Source organism: Jatrophihabitans sp. GAS493, assembly GCF_900230215.1.
In the GTDB taxonomy this organism is placed as follows: Bacteria; Actinomycetota; Actinomycetes; order Mycobacteriales; family Jatrophihabitantaceae; genus MT45.
The window spans coordinates 1,352,473-1,367,833 of record NZ_LT907982.1 but is presented as its reverse complement, the minus strand read 5'-3'; the positions used below and the strand labels follow the sequence as shown (position 1 = coordinate 1,367,833).

17 protein-coding genes are annotated in these 15,361 nt (G+C 66.3%); 4 read left to right on the top strand and 13 right to left on the bottom strand.

Going from position 1 to position 15,361, the window contains the following annotated elements; genetic code table 11:
* Positions 1-2: 2 nt before the first annotated feature.
* Together CPH63_RS06255 and CPH63_RS06250 are read left to right on the top strand one after the other, a co-directional pair.
* A complete protein-coding gene (locus tag CPH63_RS06255; RefSeq protein WP_096302054.1) occupies positions 3-1,196 on the top strand; it encodes a CaiB/BaiF CoA-transferase family protein in 1,194 nt (397 codons plus the stop codon).
* Complete coding sequence (locus tag CPH63_RS06250; protein ID WP_096302053.1) at positions 1,196-2,095, top strand: CoA ester lyase; 900 nt, start codon at positions 1,196-1,198, stop codon at positions 2,093-2,095. Before CPH63_RS06255 ends, CPH63_RS06250 begins: the two co-directional genes overlap by 1 nt.
* Here the strand turns inward: CPH63_RS06250 and CPH63_RS06245 are convergent.
* The 5 genes from CPH63_RS06245 to CPH63_RS06230 are packed head-to-tail and all read right to left on the bottom strand — an operon-like array spanning position 2,092 to position 6,011.
* A complete protein-coding gene (locus tag CPH63_RS06245; RefSeq protein ID WP_096302052.1) occupies positions 2,092-2,835 on the bottom strand; it encodes an SDR family NAD(P)-dependent oxidoreductase in 744 nt (247 codons plus the stop codon). The two genes, CPH63_RS06250 and CPH63_RS06245, sit on opposite strands and share 4 nt — an antisense overlap.
* The gene (locus CPH63_RS06240) at positions 2,835-4,151 is read right to left on the bottom strand and encodes a cytochrome P450 (RefSeq protein ID WP_172892170.1); all 1,317 of its coding nucleotides are present in this window, start codon (positions 4,149-4,151) and stop codon (positions 2,835-2,837) included. Before CPH63_RS06240 ends, CPH63_RS06245 begins: the two co-directional genes overlap by 1 nt.
* Positions 4,105-4,362, bottom strand: a complete 258-nt coding sequence (locus CPH63_RS22560; RefSeq protein ID WP_172892169.1) for a hypothetical protein — start codon at positions 4,360-4,362, stop codon at positions 4,105-4,107. Before CPH63_RS22560 ends, CPH63_RS06240 begins: the two co-directional genes overlap by 47 nt.
* Positions 4,363-4,398: 36 nt before the next feature.
* A complete protein-coding gene (locus tag CPH63_RS06235; RefSeq protein ID WP_197704599.1) occupies positions 4,399-5,478 on the bottom strand; it encodes a hypothetical protein in 1,080 nt (359 codons plus the stop codon).
* Positions 5,475-6,011: a hypothetical protein gene (locus CPH63_RS06230; RefSeq protein WP_157749330.1), complete on the bottom strand. Its 537-nt coding sequence runs from the start codon at positions 6,009-6,011 to the stop codon at positions 5,475-5,477. Before CPH63_RS06230 ends, CPH63_RS06235 begins: the two co-directional genes overlap by 4 nt.
* An 86-nt stretch (positions 6,012-6,097) precedes the next feature.
* On the opposite strand from CPH63_RS06230, the gene CPH63_RS06225 reads away from it, so the two are divergent.
* Complete coding sequence (locus tag CPH63_RS06225; protein ID WP_096302049.1) at positions 6,098-6,592, top strand: nuclear transport factor 2 family protein; 495 nt, start codon at positions 6,098-6,100, stop codon at positions 6,590-6,592.
* Between the two features lie 99 nt (positions 6,593-6,691).
* On the opposite strand, the gene CPH63_RS06220 is transcribed toward CPH63_RS06225, so the two are convergent.
* From CPH63_RS06220 to CPH63_RS06205, 4 genes are all read right to left on the bottom strand, one after another.
* Positions 6,692-7,852 carry an ABC transporter substrate-binding protein gene (locus CPH63_RS06220; RefSeq protein ID WP_157749329.1) on the bottom strand — a complete coding sequence of 387 codons (1,161 nt, stop codon included), beginning with the start codon at positions 7,850-7,852 and terminating at the stop codon, positions 6,692-6,694.
* A 127-nt stretch (positions 7,853-7,979) separates the two neighbouring features.
* A complete protein-coding gene (locus CPH63_RS06215; RefSeq protein WP_096302047.1) occupies positions 7,980-8,177 on the bottom strand; it encodes a ferredoxin in 198 nt (65 codons plus the stop codon).
* Positions 8,174-8,665, bottom strand: coding sequence for a VOC family protein (locus CPH63_RS06210; RefSeq protein WP_096302046.1), 492 nt, complete (start codon positions 8,663-8,665; stop codon positions 8,174-8,176). Before CPH63_RS06210 ends, CPH63_RS06215 begins: the two co-directional genes overlap by 4 nt.
* Positions 8,658-9,194, bottom strand: coding sequence for a nuclear transport factor 2 family protein (locus CPH63_RS06205; protein WP_157749328.1), 537 nt, complete (start codon positions 9,192-9,194; stop codon positions 8,658-8,660). The genes CPH63_RS06210 and CPH63_RS06205 overlap by 8 nt, the downstream gene beginning before the upstream one ends.
* 20 nt (positions 9,195-9,214) lie before the next feature.
* Here CPH63_RS06205 and CPH63_RS06200 point away from each other — a divergent pair, with 20 nt between their 5' ends.
* Positions 9,215-10,486: a cytochrome P450 gene (locus CPH63_RS06200; protein ID WP_096302044.1), complete on the top strand. Its 1,272-nt coding sequence runs from the start codon at positions 9,215-9,217 to the stop codon at positions 10,484-10,486.
* An 84-nt stretch (positions 10,487-10,570) separates the two neighbouring features.
* Here the strand turns inward: CPH63_RS06200 and CPH63_RS06195 are convergent, their stop codons facing one another.
* The 4 genes from CPH63_RS06195 to CPH63_RS06180 form a co-directional block, all read right to left on the bottom strand.
* Positions 10,571-11,476 carry an ABC transporter ATP-binding protein gene (locus CPH63_RS06195; protein WP_157749327.1) on the bottom strand — a complete coding sequence of 302 codons (906 nt, stop codon included), beginning with the start codon at positions 11,474-11,476 and terminating at the stop codon, positions 10,571-10,573.
* Positions 11,473-13,377: an ATP-binding cassette domain-containing protein gene (locus CPH63_RS06190; RefSeq protein WP_157749326.1), complete on the bottom strand. Its 1,905-nt coding sequence runs from the start codon at positions 13,375-13,377 to the stop codon at positions 11,473-11,475. Before CPH63_RS06190 ends, CPH63_RS06195 begins: the two co-directional genes overlap by 4 nt.
* 32 nt (positions 13,378-13,409) lie before the next feature.
* Positions 13,410-14,291 (bottom strand): branched-chain amino acid ABC transporter permease, encoded by an 882-nt coding sequence (locus CPH63_RS06185; protein ID WP_157749325.1) that lies wholly within the window; start codon positions 14,289-14,291, stop codon positions 13,410-13,412.
* 183 nt (positions 14,292-14,474) lie between these two features.
* Positions 14,475-15,281 carry an SDR family NAD(P)-dependent oxidoreductase gene (locus tag CPH63_RS06180; protein ID WP_096302040.1) on the bottom strand — a complete coding sequence of 269 codons (807 nt, stop codon included), beginning with the start codon at positions 15,279-15,281 and terminating at the stop codon, positions 14,475-14,477.
* Positions 15,282-15,361: the final 80 nt, after the last annotated feature.

Here is a 15,361-nt window from a genome sequence, read left to right as displayed (position 1 = left end):
TGATGGTGAGCATTCCGGCCCTATCCGGGGTAAAGATCGTAGAGTTCGCGCACGTCATCGCGGGCCCACTGGCCGGCACGCTGATGGCTGACCTCGGCGCCGACGTGGTGCACGTCGAGGACCCGCTGCATGGCGACCCGGGCCGGCACCAGGGGCCCACCAAGGACGGCGTGCACCTGTGGTGGAAGGTCTCAGCCCGCAACAAGCGTTCAGTGACGCTGGACCTACGCAACCCGGAGGGGCAGGCCGTCGCGCGCGAACTGGTGGCCTGGGCCGACGTCGTGGTGACCAACTTCCGGGTAGACACCCTGAAGAAATGGGGCCTGGACTGGGCCGGCGTGCATGCGGTGAACCCGCGCGCGGTGATGCTGCAGATCACCGGCAACGGCGCCACCGCCTCGAACTACAACGATCCGGGATTCGGAAAGGTCGGCGAGGCCCGCAGCGGCGTCGTCCACGTCACCGGCTTTCCGGACGGCCCCCCGGTTCATACCGGCTTCTCGCACGCTGACACGACCACGGCGCTGATGGGCGCCTTCGCGGTGTCGGCCGCGCTGGTGCGGCGCAATGATCCGGATTTCGAAGGCGAATGGATCGACATCGCGCTCTTCGAAACCCTCTACCGGCTCATCGAGTGGCAGGTCATCTTCTACGACCAGTTCGGGGTCTCCCCCGAGCGGGCCGGAAACCAGATGGCCGTCGCCCCGGGCGCGGTAGTGAATACCTACTCGACCTCCGACGACATCTGGCTGACCGTCACCTCGGCCACGCCCCGCTCGGTTCGCAACATCGCCCAGCTTCTCGGCGAGCCACTGGCCGACTACGACACCGCAGCCCAGCAGGCCGAACGCAAGGATCGCCTCGACAAGCTCCTCTCGGAGTGGATCTCGCAGCGGACGGCCGATGAGTGCCTGCACGCGATGAGCGCCCTTGAGGTGGTCGCCTCCCGCATCTTCAGCGCCGAGGACATCGTCAACGACAAGACATACGCCGAACGCGGGGACATCATCTCCGTCGCCGACCCCGACCTCGGCCAGGTGCGCATGCAGGGCGTCGTCCCGATGCTGCATCAGCGCCCCGGGCAGGTCTGGCGCGTCGGCCCGAAGCTCGGCGAGGACAACGCCCTCGTCTATCAGGACTGGCTCGGAATTCCCGAGGAGAAAGTAGCCGAGTTGCACAAGCTGGGAGTCATCTGATGAGCACCAACCACAGCGACGCAGACGCCACCCGTCGGGCCGCTTACCGCTCGATTCGAAGCATCTTCGAGACACCGATCATGGACGACTACAAGTGGGCCAAGATCCCGGACATTCCAGCCGACATGATCTTCCTCGACCTCGAGGACTCCGTCCCCCCGGCCAGCAAGGAGCCGGCCCGCGAGCGCGCCGTCGGCTACCTGCGCGACCCTTCGTTCTTCGGCGGCCGCCCGACGCTGGCCCGGCCGAATCATCTCAGCACCGTGTGGGGGCGCGAGGACGTCATCGCGCTGGCCGAGGCGGGGGTGGGCTGCATGGCGTACCCGAAGCTCGAGTCCTACGAGGAGTTGCTGGAGATCATCGAACTCCTGGCCGAACACGGGGCGACCCCGGACATCTACGCGATCGTGGAGGCATCCGGCGCGATGATGGATATCAAGGAGATCAGCCGTCACCCGCAGGTGGTGTCGCTGATGTTCGGCCCAGGCGACATGAGCGTCGAGATGGGCATCCCACTCCTAGAGCCGAACGGCGATCTGAACCCGGTCTTCCAGCCGATGAAGTCGCAGGCAGTGGTCGCCGCCGCCGCCGCGCACATCGGCGTCAGCGACATCGTCTACGCACCCGACTACCGTGACTACGCGGAGGTACGCCGTCGGGGCGTGGAGTCACGCCGGCAGGGCTTCACCGCGCTCTCGACGTTCTACCCGCCGCACGTCGCGATCATCCATGAGATCTTCACACCCAGCGCCGAGGAGATCGAGGCGGCCCAGGAGCTGATCGAGCTCTACGAAGAGGTACTCGCCCAGGGCCGCCCGGCCGCCCTGACCGCCAGCGGTGAGACGGTGCTCGTGCACGACTACGAGAAGGCCCGCAGCCTGGTGGCCCGCGCCCGCTAGCAGGCGGGCTCAGGCGGGCTCAGGCGCGGTGGCATCGGCACGCGGGCGCTGAGACCACCGTCGACCACCAGATCGGTGCCGGTCAGATAGCTACTCTCCGGCCCCAGCAGATAGGCCACGGCGTCGGCGATCTCGACCGGATGAGCCTTTCGCCCCAGCGGCAGACGCTCGAAGAATTCGGCCCGGGCCTGGTCATCGACCCCGTCGGCCAGCCCGGCGGCGACGGTTCCCGGCAGTACCGCGTTGACCCGGATACCCAACGGTCCGAGCTCCAGCGCGGCCGATCGGGTCATACCCCGCACGGCCCACTTCGTCGTCGTATAGGCGAAGAGGTCGGCCGATCCGCCGAGGCCGGCCACCGAGGAGAGGTTCACGATCGACCCGCCGCCGGTGTGGCGCATCGACGCCGCCGCCGCGCGCATCCCGAGGAAGCAGCCCCGCTGATTCACCGCGCAGACAGCGTCGAAGTCGGCCGGGGAGAGGTCGAGCAGGCTACCCACTCCGAGCACTCCGGCGTTGTTGACCAGCCCGTCGAGTCGGCCGTAGCGCTCACCGACCGCGGCGACGACCTGGGCCCACGACCCGGCGTCGGTGACGTCCAGATGCATGGTCGCCGCCGCCCCCGGCGGCCGTCCGGGTGCGATGTCGCCGCCGACCACGGTGTGTCCGCGCCGGGCCAGCGACTCACATAGTGCCGCACCGATGCCGCCGGCGGCCCCGCTGATGAGCAGCACGCCCATCAGCGAGCTCGGAAGGTCAGGTCGAGATGGGAGAGGCCACGCAACTGCATGGAGAGCCCTCGCCGCACCGGTTCGTCCCGGTCGGTCGCCAGCGCCCAGTCAGTGGCCCGGCTCAGAAGTCGCTCGAAGGCGATCCGGGCCTCCCCCCGGGCCAGCGATGCACCGACGCAGAAGTGCGCGCCCTTGCCGAAAGCGAGGTGCTTGCGAATATTGGCACGCTGCGGATCGAACTCGGCGGGAACGGCAAATCGGCTCTCATCGTGGTTGGCCGAGGCGTAGACGACGTAGAGCAGATCTCCGGCCGCCACCCTGGTACCGCCGATCTCGACGTCCACCCGGGCCCGGCGCGGCAGCATCTGGATCGGTGCATCGAGACGCAGCGACTCCTCGATGATCGGTGTCAGCTGGGCCGAGTCGGCTCGGACGGCCTGCATCTGCTCCGGGTGCTCGATCAGCAGGGTCATCACGTTGGCGATGAGCGAGGTGGTCGTCTCGTTGCCGGCAACCAGTAATTGCCGGATGATTCCGATCACCTCGTTCAGGCTCAGCTGCTCGCCGGCTCGATCGCCGGCATCGAAGGTGGCCTGCACGAGGTCGGTGAGCAGGTCGTCCCTCGGTTCGCGGCGACGCTGCTCGCAGCGCTGCGCCATGTATTGCTGCATCTCGACCAGGCTGCGGGTCGCGGCGAGCAACTCGGGGCGGGTGAGCAGGCCCGATCGCGGGGCGACGATGTCATCACTCCACCGTTTGAAGGTCGGCAGGTCCGCCCGGGAGACCCCGAGCGCGTCGGCGATCACGGTGAGCGGGAGACCGACGGCGAACTGGCCGATCAGCTCGACCCGGCCGGCGTCGATGAAACGATCGATCAACTCGTCGGCGATCGCGGCGATCTCCGACTCCAGCTGCGCCACCCGGCCGGGTAGGAACGCCTTGTTCACCAACGCCCGGTACTGGCTGTGCATCGGCGCGTCGGCCGAGATCAGGGTTGGTATCTCGGGGTAGCCCTCGTCGAGGATGGCGTCGATCTCGGCGTCCGGTGGGCGCGGCACGTAGCCGCTGAAGCGCGCGGTGTCCAGCAGGATCGCGGCCACGTCCTCATAGCGCGTCACCACCCAGTAGCCCCGGTCGCTGTGGAAGACCGGTGCGGATTCGCGCAGCGTTTTATAGGCCGGGTAAGGACATTCGAGGACGTCGACCGACTGCAGGTCAACCGGCAGCAGAGCCAGCCCGTTCAGTCCACTCGGGCCCGTCCGCCCAGGGTCGTCCCCGTCACTCACCGTCGCGGGGGTCGTCGATGCGCACGGTGAGATCGTCATCGCCGGTCCGCCGGCGCATCGACAGCTGCACGACGTCGAGCAGGCTGGCCGGCGGCAGCACGCAGTCGGCACACGACGCATCGCTCAGGTCGAGGCGGAAGCGCACCGCACTCTGCGTCTCGTCGACCACATCCAGTCGGGCGCCGTCGGCCGAGACGATGCTCTGGATCTCGGTGATGGCCGCGCGCAGGTCCTCAGTAGTTGCTGTCACGTCGTTCTCCGCTCATCTAGGTATCGCATCTGGGTATCAGTCGCTCGTGCCGGTCGGTGGTTGCCAAGTCTCCGGGTTCAGTGAGCGGGTCACCGGCAGCATGTTCGACATCGCCGGGAACATGCACGCGTGCAGACTCCCCTTGCCGCCGTTGACGATGACGGAGACGTCCTCCGGTGTGTCCATCAGGTACACCTTCCCGTCCGACCGTACGTCGTGGGCCTCCTGCAGCGGGCCGTGCAGGGATTCGGGGAAGTTCTCGATCGGCACCGCCGAGTGGTGGTACAGCCGCTCCTGGACGTCCTGCATGTCCGGGAACTCCCGAGCCACGATGCGCGCCCATACCGGGTTCAGCGCAACCAGTTGGTGGGCGAACTGGGCCGAGTGGTCCATGTTGTTGTTGCCCATGTAGGAGAGCGACTTCCCGACGACTTCGAGGATCTCGCTGCCGCTGCTTCCGTAGCTGTTGAGAATGTTCGCGGTGCCGAGCACGCCGAAGACGGTGACCGAATCGCCCGGAAAACCGCGGCGCTCGCCCAGCGATGGCCAGGGGGACTCCTCCAGCCACTCCGATGTGACGATGCCGGTGACCCGTCCGGGCTGGCCGAAGACGGACTCCGAGCTGAGACCGGCCACCTGTCCGGCGACGTTTCGGACCAGCAGGCGCAGGGCACGGCCGATGGCCGGCGCCGGACCGGCCGCGCCTCCGATCGCCGAGTGCTTGTATGGCAGACCCAGCTCGTCGCGTACCGGTCCACTGACGACGAACGCCGGTACGACGGAGGCCGTGGTCGCGTTGATTCCAGCCAGATCGAAGGCCTGGTCGGCCATCGCCGACACGCAGGCCGCCATCAGCGGCATCGCCGCGGCGGGGGCGCCGGCCATGACCGCGTTGACGGCCAGTAACTCCACCGTGCAATCGATGCCCAGCGGGTAGAGAATCCCCAGCGTGTGCTGGGCATCCAGTCCAGATGCTTCGACGTAGGCCTGCACGCGCTCCTCGGTCGGCGGCACGCAGGGCAGGCCATCCGACCAGCCCCGGCGCAGCGCGTCCTCGGAGAAGGCGACCACGTCGTCGGGGACCTCGACGCGTTCGCCGGTCAGCGTTGCCGTCATCGAGTGGCCCCCAAGGTGGCGAGGAGGTCTTCGTAGTTGTCCCGGGCGATCTGGCGCACCTCGTCCTCCGGCTTCCCCTCAATGGGGTACGGCATGATCTTGAGCCGCAGATCATCGTGCCCGCGCTGAGCGGCCAGCGTGCGGGCCAGCGGTTCGAAGTGCTCACTGGCCACGGCGGCCGTCGGCAGCCCGGTGTCAAGCGCCCCGACGGCGTCATGGATCGCCCAGAGCGTGCAGGAGCCGCAGTTGCCCAAGCCGCTCACTGCCACATCAATGGCGGCCAGGAACTCGACGTACTCTTCGCCGCCCTCCACCATCTCCTTGTCACCCTTGCCGACCGGCGCGCGCCAGATGACGACCTCGGCGCCGTCCTTCTCCAGCAGCTGCGACCACTCGTCGGTGATCCAGTCCCAAGACAGCCAGAACCGGTCACGCCGCAGGCCAACCCGCTTGCCGCGCAGGCCGCCAACCGGCGGACACTTCGCCTTGCTCACCTTCACCCGCGCTGGTTGCGGCGATAGGACTGCGACCATCAGAACCTCCGGCATCGTTAGGTATTTCTGATTATAGTATCCACTAACCACCAAACGGAACAAGGCTTCTGACGATTGGAGTTCGGATGGATCTCGACCGCAACGAGTTACAACGACTATTGGACGAGCGCGCAATCCAGCGAGTGCTGTACCGGCGGGCCCGAGCCACCGACAGCCGCGACCTCGCCTCCGCCCTCTCCTGCTACCACGAGGACGCCACCGAGGATCACGAGGGCTTCAACGGCCCGATCCGGGAGTACCTCAGCAGCACCTCACCGGTCTTCGTGGGGAACTCACCGGTAGCCATCAACTTTCACCTGATCGGAAACACCGAGATCGAGGTGGACGGCGACCGGGCCGACTGCCAGTCCTACTTCGTCTGCGTTCTCACGGTCAATGAGGACAGCGGCGCTCGCGACTATATGAATGCCGGGCGCTACCTCGACGCCTTCGAACGGCGGGGCGGCGTCTGGGCCATCACCCATCGCCAGTGCGTCTACGACTGGTCCCACGGCGAGCCGCTGACGGACAAGTGGTGGAGCCGTCACGACAACAAGCAGGCCGCAGAACTGCAGCACTGAACAGTTCGGCACAACGACAGACTGCGGCCCCGCTCCTCAGGAGGAGCGGGGCCGCAGTCTTCTTACCGGGGCGGTGCTGGTGGTGCGCTGGTTCAGCGGTTACTTGCCATCGCCTTCGGGTAGATCCTTTGCGGCGACGACTGCTGCGTTCTTGCTGGCGTCCCAGACGTAGAAGCTGGCGCTGTGCACTGCCTCATGGTTGGAGGCGGTGTAGGTCACGTTGCCACTGGTGACACCCTGAGTGTCGACGTCGAGCGTGTCGAGCGTGGTCTGCAGTTTCGCCCCGTCACACGGGTAGCCACACTTCTTCAGACCCTCGCCGATCTCCAGCGCCTGGACGTAGCCGGTGTTGAAGAACGGGGTGGTCGGATCCTTGCCGGCCATCGCCGCCGCGGCCTGATAGTCCTTCAGGTACTGCGTGTCACCGACACCGTCAGCCGTCTTGGCTGAGAGGAGGTAGAAGTTCGGGTCCTTCAGCGCGAGTAGGCCGCTCTTGTAGGTCGCGCCGTCGTAGTCCACGAACGGAACCGACAGATTGGCTGCCTTCAGCGCCCGCATCATCGACACGGCCAGTGGGTCGTAGAGCGAACCCATGATGACGTCCGGCTTAGCCGCGATGATGGTGGCCGCCTGGGCACTGACGTCGGTCGCGGTCAGCGGAACGGACTGGTTGGCGACCAGATTCCAACCGGCCGACTTCACGTAACGCTCGAGACCCTGCTGCAGCGAGACGCTCGCCGCGGAGGCGAAGATGATGATCGCCGCCTTGGGTGCGGGCTTGTCGGCGACGAGGGTCTTGCCCATGTTGAAGATCGGGCCGGCCTCCATGTTCTGCGAGATCGCCGCGGAGTACACGAACGGCTTGGCCGGGTTGAGCAGGTCCTCGGCCAGCGAACCGCAGTTGATCGGCACCTTGTTGGTCGCCGCGATCGTCGCCGCCGCCCCACAGACGTTGCTCAGGATGTACCCGCCGACCGCCGACACCTTCTTGGCCGTCATCAGCTGGGTGGTGTTGGTGGTACCGCGGGTGACGTCGGATGCGTCGTCGGTGACGTTGACATTCACCTTGTGGCCGTTGATACCGCCTTTGCTGTTCACGTAGTCGAAGTACGCCTTGTAACCGTCTCGCTGGCCGACCCCGTTGAGGGAGTACTTGCCGGAGAGGTCTGAGTTGAACCCGACCTGATAGTCGCCGCCGCCTCCACTGGCGCTACCACTACTGCTTCCACTGCTACAGGCGGCGAGCGTCACCGACGTCACGACCGCCACTGCTAGGACTGCTGTGAAACGTGCCTGATACATGTAAGGCCTCTCGACGTAACGAAGGGTGGCCGCAAACGTACCTCTCCAGAACGCGGAGTTCAATACCAATATAATAACTATGCGACTAAATTTCGAGAACCTTGATCGCGCCGGACGGGCAGATCTCCGCCGCCGCGCGTACGTCACGCTCCGACTCGACCGGCGGCTGCTCCTGCAGCACGACGACGGTCCCCTCCTCGTCGTCGATGTCGAAGACACCCGGCGCCTGTAGGTAGCACTGGCCGGAGCCGATGCATCTGGTGTCGTCAGCGATAACTTTCATGCTCTTCCTCCTTGTTGGGACACCGGTTGCACCGGAGTCGAGTCAATCGGCACAAGCTCGACGCGCACGTCTCCGGCGCGGGTCAGATATGCGAAGGACGTGTCGGGGTCGGCGTCGGCGCGGCACAGGTCCAGCCGCCATCCGAGACCGAGGAACCGGCGGCGATCGGCGGCCGGGCGGGGCGTGGCGAAGGCGTAGTGGTGCAGCGCGCCGGAGGCGTCGGTGTGCCACGTCGACCCTGGTCCACCCTGCAGCAGTTCGATCTGCGGCTGCCCGACGGTTGACTTGACGTAGCTCAGCGACCAGCGCACCCGCGACCCAGCCACCAGATACTCCTGCCACAGTCCACGCACCGGTTCACCCCAGGTGAGACCCAGCAGTGGACCGAACTTCGCCATCGCGGCGTCCAGGTCAGCCACCGCCAGACCGATGTGAACCGGGATGGCCGGCTTCGGCCATCCCGCCGCTCCGGCCGCCGGGTCACTCACCCGAACTGCCTTCCAGAATGCCGATCGCCTCCGCCGAGCCGATCGGTCGCATCTTCCGCTCGGCGATGAGCCACCGCCCGGACTCACACCGAAACGTCCAGCGATTGAAGGCGGCCATCTCCACGTGGAAGCCGTCCGGGTCTCGGGCTATCAGCACCGAGTAGCCGACCGCGATCGCGTCGTCACCGTCGATATCGAAGGTGATGGGGCCGCTCGTCGTGTGATGCGCCGAGCGGCGCTCGACCCGGCGATGGGGCAGTGCGGTGATGAAGTCGAGGAGCAACGCCTCATGGCCGACGAAGCGGGCCCGGCTCGGGTATCCGTCGGGGGCAGCAGCGCCGCTCATGGAGTGCACGGTGTCTCCGAGGTCGATCGCGCCATCGGCGGTGAAGAGAGCCACCCAGTCACGAGAGCGCCCGGTGTCGGCGTAGAAGGCGTACTGCGCGAGGAGGCGGCGCAGGTCTCGCTCGTCCTCCAGCACCTTCAGCCGGGCGACGATCTCGGCAAACGGCTCTTGCCCTAAATCCATAATTAACGTTAGCATAAATTGTGGAATCAACCTTGCTCCAGGACAACCGCGCACTGGCCGACGATGTCGCCGCTTTCTTCGCTCTTGACTATCGTTTTGTTGCTGATCCCTATCCGCTGTACCAACGCATTCGCGAGCAGGCACCGGTCTTCCGACACGTCGACAAGGTGCTCATCTCGCGCTACGAGGACTGCAAGACGATCCTCACCTCGCCGGCGGTGCATCAGGGATTGGCCATCAAGGGCACCCGCTACCGCACCGCGGCCAGCCAGGTCGACGAGCGCGAACGGATCCGCCTGGCCGAGATGTTCGGCTTCCTGGAGAAGCGCCTCGGCGGCACCAACGGGGCCCATCACATGCGGCTTCGCAAGCTCTCGCAGCGGGCCTTCACCCCGAAGATGGTCGCGCTCATGCACGAACGCATCACCGAGATCGCCGAGCGCCTGGTGGCTCCGCTGCCCCGTGAGGGGACGGTCGAACTGATCGATGCCTACGCCTTCCACCTCCCGCTCATCGTGATCAGCGAGATGCTCGACATCTCCCCCGACGACCGCGATGACCTCCGAACCTGGGCCAATTCATTGGGGAAATTCGTCGGAGCCGACTGGCGAGACCCGGACATCATCGCCGAGGGGCACGAGAGCGTCTTCAAGCTCCGCAGCTACCTGACCGCGGTCTTCGACGATCGGCGCGGGCGCCCCACCTCCAACCTCCTCTCCGCGCTCATCGAGGCCGAGGGGGATGGCGGAGACCGCTTCACCGAAGACGAGCTGGTCGCCATGATCACCCAGTTCATCTTCGCCGGGCACGAGACCTCCACGATGTTTCTGGGCAACGCGCTGGTGCAACTGCTTGGGCCGAGCCGCGCTGATTGGGACGCACTCTGTGCCGAGCCGGAGCTGATTCCCGGCGCGGTGGAGGAGCTGCTTCGCTTCGACTCCCCGACGCACAACATCGACAAGTTGGCCGCGGCTGACTTCGAGATCGGTGGGGTGCCGGTGCGGGAGGGCGACACCATCAACGTCATGATTGCCTCGGCCAATCGCGACGAGGAGGCGTTCGAGCGGGCCGACGAGCTGGACATCCGGCGCCCGAGCGTCGCCCACTTGACCTTCGGGCGGGGCGCCCATCACTGCCTGGGCGCGTCATTGGCCCGCATGGAGGCCCAGATTTCATTGAGTGTTCTGACCAGCAAGTTCCCCGCCATGCGCGTGGCGACCGACACTATCCAGTGGCGCTCGACGCATATGAACCGCGGCCCGGAGTACCTGCCCGTCGTGCTGGGAAACTAGCCGGCGCCTCTCCGGCTGGCCGGCGCCGGCCGGAGAGGCAGATAGGCCCGGGTGATCCGACACCGGGCCTATCCGAGCTTGCTGTCAGGAGCCGGCTTCGGTCCCTGCTTCGGTCCCCGCTTCGGTCCCTGCTTCGATCTCGGCTTCGATCTCCGCCTCGATCTCTTCCACCACGTCCTCGGTCACCGATCCGAGGAAGGTCTCGATCACGTCCGGGCGACGCAGCATCGCCTCAGGCGTACCGATGCCGATCGGCTTGCCGTAGCTCAGCACCAGCACCCGACTGCAGTGCCGGGAGACGAAGTCGACGTCATGGTCGACCAGGACCGTCGGCACGCCGTAGTCGGTGACCAACTGAATAGCCTCCGATACATCGGCCCGCTCGCTGGTGATCGTCCCGGACGTCGGCTCGTCGAGCAGCAGCACCTTCGGACTGCTCGAGAGGGCGCGGGCGATATCCACCCGCTTCTGCACGCCGTAGGGAAGGTCGGAGAGTTCGCGGCGGGCCACGTGCTCCAGGTGCAGGCGTTCGAGCAGATCCATCGCGCGAGCCCGCTCCTGGCGTTCAACGCGCTCCATCCAGGGCCAGGCCACCAGCGATGCCACGACGGAGCTGCGGGACTGATGCATACGGCCGAGCATCACGTAGTCGATCACCCGGAATTGCTTGAAATGCTCCATGTTCTGGAAGGTGCGCGACAGACCTAGCGCGGCGATCCGGTGCGGGGGAACGCCGCTGATCGAATCGCCGTACAGCTGCGTAGAGCCCGAGGTGAGTCGGTACACCCCCGAGATGCAGTTGAGCAGCGCCGTCTTGCCGGCGCCATTCGGCCCGATAATGCCGAACGTCTCGCCGGGCTCAACGTGGAAGCTGACGTCGTCGAGGGCGGTGATACCGCCGAACTTGAGGATCGCGTTCGAGACCACCAGCGCGGGTACCTCCGGCGTGGAAGTCTCCGGCGTCGAGGCCTCCGCCGTCGAGACGGTCACGATACGGCTCCCTTCGTGATGCCCAGCCGTTCGGCCATCTCGGCGGCTGCTCCCTCGGCGACGACCTCGCCGCCTTCCATCAGGTAGGACCAATCGGCGAGAGCCAGTGCCGCTGCGGCGTTCTGTTCGACCAGCAGGATGGTCATCCCGTCATCGCGCAACCCTCGGATCACTCGGGCCACCTCCTGGATCATCACCGGAGCCAGCCCGAGGGAGAACTCGTCGACCATGAGCAACTTGGGTTCCAGCAGCGACGCCGAGGCGAGCGCCAGCAACTGCCGCTCCCCGCCACTGAGCAGGCCGGCTGGTTGGTCCAGCCGCTCCTTCAGCCGATGGAAATAAGGGCGTTCCAGCACCTGTGCGTAGCCGCGGGTGGTGACCAGCTTCAAGTGCTCCTCGACCGTAAGGCTCGGAAAGATCTTGTTCCGCTCCGGGACGAGGACGACGCCGAGGGCGGCCGTCTTGGCCGGGGAGAGATCCACCACGTCGCGGCCGGCCAACTCAACGGATCCGTCGACGCGCACCGACTCGGCAACCAGGAATCCGCTGATCGCTCGCAGTGTGCTGGTCTTTCCGGCCCCATTGCGACCGAGTAGCGCGACGATGCTCCCCTCGGGCACGCGCAGCTGAAGATCGCTGACCGCCCGGGCTCCGGTCTGGTACATGACGTCGAGTCCGGCGACCTGCAGCAGCGCCGCGTCGGCACCGGGCCGGCTCACAATCGCCGCCCGTGGCTTCCGGACCCGCCGGGTGCGACCGGTGTCGGTTCCCAGTAGTCGCTGCCCGCTCTGGCGCGCGAGTCGAGCCAGCGCCGGGGTGATCCCCTCGGGCAGATAGAGCAGGATGATCAGGACCAGGATGCCGTAGAGGCCGTTGTTCAGATAGAAGATGTTGTCGTTGATCCACTTGCCGAAGCCACCGCTCTGCGGCAGGTTCGCGGTGAGGTTCGTCAGGACGTAGGGCAGCGAGACGACGATCGTGGCGCCGAGAATGGCCCCGGATATGCGCCCCATTCCGCCGAGGATCAGCATGACGATGAACGTCACGGCGAAGTCGAGGGTGAAGGCGTCCGAGGAGACGATCTGGTTGTAGTAGCCCAGCAGGGAGCCGGAGACGGCGATGATCGACGAGCTGACGACGAAGGCGGCGAGCTTCCAGCGGGCCGCGTTGACGCCGATCGCGGTGGCCGCGAGTTCGCTCTCCCGCAGCGCATTCCACATGCGCCCGGGGGCGTGCCGGGTCAGCGCGCGGACCATCAGCACGGTGAGGGCCAGGAAGACTCCGAGCAGCAGCACGAAGTCCTTCCCCTGCACGAAGGTCGTCCCGCCGATCTTCAGCGGCGTTACCGCCACTCCGGAGACCGCACCGGTATGCGCCTGGTAACGGTCACCGGCGAACGCCACGAAGAACTGCAGGGAGAGGGTGGCCAGGGCCAGGTAGATGCCGCGCAGCCGCAGGGCCGGCAGGGCGATGATCAGGCCGACCAGGCCGCCGACGAAGGCACTCACCAGGAAAGGTATGGGAAAGACCGACCAACCGGCCTTGGAGCTGAGGATCCCGGTCGTGTACGCACCGACCGCCATCAGCGCCGCGTTACCGATCGACACCAGACCGGCCTGCCCCATCAGCAGGTTCAGCCCGATGGCGCTGATCGAGTAGATGAGAACGGTGCCGGCGATGATGAGGATGTAGGTGCTGGCCGAGTTGGCGAAGGCCAGGAAGATCAGCGCACCGACGATCCAGGGCCCGAAGGTCATGGCGATGCGATACCAGCGCTGGCCGGAGACATTCGCAAGGTCGCCGGCCAGCCGGCCGCGCCATCCACTGGGGGAATCGGACGGCGGTGCCACGCTTGGCGGTGCGGGCGGCGGCGTTCCTTGCGGCTTCTCTAGAACGGACAAGGAACGCTCCTCTGCATGTTCATTGGTCTGGCTCACAACCGCACCGCCGTCCGTGATCCGAAGAAGCCCCGCGGACGGACCAGCAGGACGACCAGCAGCACCGCATAGGCCGAGACGTCGGCCCAGATACCGCCGAAGATGTAGGTGGCGGCGCTCTGCACGATGGCCAGGAGGAAGCCGCCGACCAGCACACCGCGTACCGAGTCGAGGCCACCGAGCAGCACCGCCGGAAAGGCCAGCAGCCCGAGTCCGGTCAAGCCGACCGGGTCGATCGACAGCCGCATCGAGTAGGCGATACCGGCGACCCCGGCGCAGAACGCCGCGATCCCCCAGGCGATAGCCGACATCCGGTTGACGTTGACCTTCATCAGCGACGCCAGCAGCGGCTCGTCGGCCACCGCGCGCATCTTTATGCCGATCCGGGTGTGGCGCAGGCTCAGGTCGAGTACGAAGACGACCACGAGCGCGGTGGCGATGGAGAAGACGTCGATACTCGAGAACTTCAGGTTGCCGAACGAGACGAGCGTCTGGCGGGAGAGCAGCTCCGGCATGGTGCGGGTGCCCGGCCCCCAGACGATGAGCGCGACGGTTAGGAGTACGACGCTGAGACCCAGCGTGGCGATTACCAGGGTGAACTCCTTCGCGCCGACCAGGCGCCGGAAGAAGACCAGATAGAGCGCCGAGCCGATCACCGACATGGCCAGCAGGCTGAGCACCATGGCAAACGGCCAGGGAACGCCCATGCTCTGGTTGATCGTGAAGAAGATGAGGCCGCCGAGCAGCATCAGGCTGCCCTGGGCGAAGTTCAGGACGTGGGTGGCCTTGTACAGGATGACGAAGCCGATACCGACGACCGTGTAGAGGCTACCCAGCACCAAGGCGCCGACCAGGGCCTGAGCCAATGCGTCGCTCACGATTTCACCGCCGACAGTCGGGTCGCCGCACCAGTTGTCTGACACTTGTGCCTGTCGCGACCAGTAGCCGGGACCTCGGCCGCGAGACGAAGACGAGTCATGCCGTACCTTCCGTCGCAATCAGGTGGCGCAACGATAGCGCCGCGGTCGATGCAGTTCAACGATAAAGTGGTAACCATACGACTAGTTATCAGAAATAGCTACGGTCACGGGCGTCTCGGCCCACGATTGCCCGGTGGTGTGACTGTTGAGCAGGGCGACGCCACCGTCGACGACCAGATTGCCGCCGGTCATGTACCCGGTCTCCGGTCCAGCCATGAACTCGAAGAAGGCAGCCACCTCCTCCGGCGTGCTCAGCCGATCCACCGGCGTGCTGTGGGCAATGTGGGCGATACTCGCCGGCGGGACGACGGCGCGCAGCAGTTCGGTGTCCACACCGGCCGGGGAGATGACGTTGGCGGTGATGCCGGTCCGGGCCAGCTCCAGGGCGATCGACTTGATCAATCCGATCAGTCCATGCTTGGAGGCCACGTACGCGGCCAGTCCCGCCCCGCCCAGCACCGACTCGATCGAGCCACAGGCCAGGATTCGACCGCCGGCGCCGCGCTCCAGCAGGGCCGGCAATCCGGCCTTCGCCGCGTTCCAGACCCCCACCAGGTTGACGCCCAGAATCGCATCCCGGTCCTCATCAGACATCTCTAACAGCGATCCGGTCTTCGAGATACCGGCGATCGCGGCGATGATGTCGAGTCCTCCAAACCGCTCCACGGCGGTGGCGACCGCCGCATCGAGGGTGGCCCGGTCGCAGACATCACCGACGGCGGCGACCATGGCTCCGTCGCTAAACTCGACGCTGCGGGCCAGGCCGTCGGCGTTGCGATCGAACCCGACCACCGACGCCCCGGCCCGCACGTAACGCAGTGCGACCGCGCGACCGACTCCGGATCCGGCTCCGGTCACCAATGCCACCCTGCCGTCAAGTGTTCCCATGAGCGCTCCATCCGTCCTCGGCTCCCGTCGGGCGGCTGGGCCTCGACGGAAATGATGCACATAGTTATCCTTGAAATCAC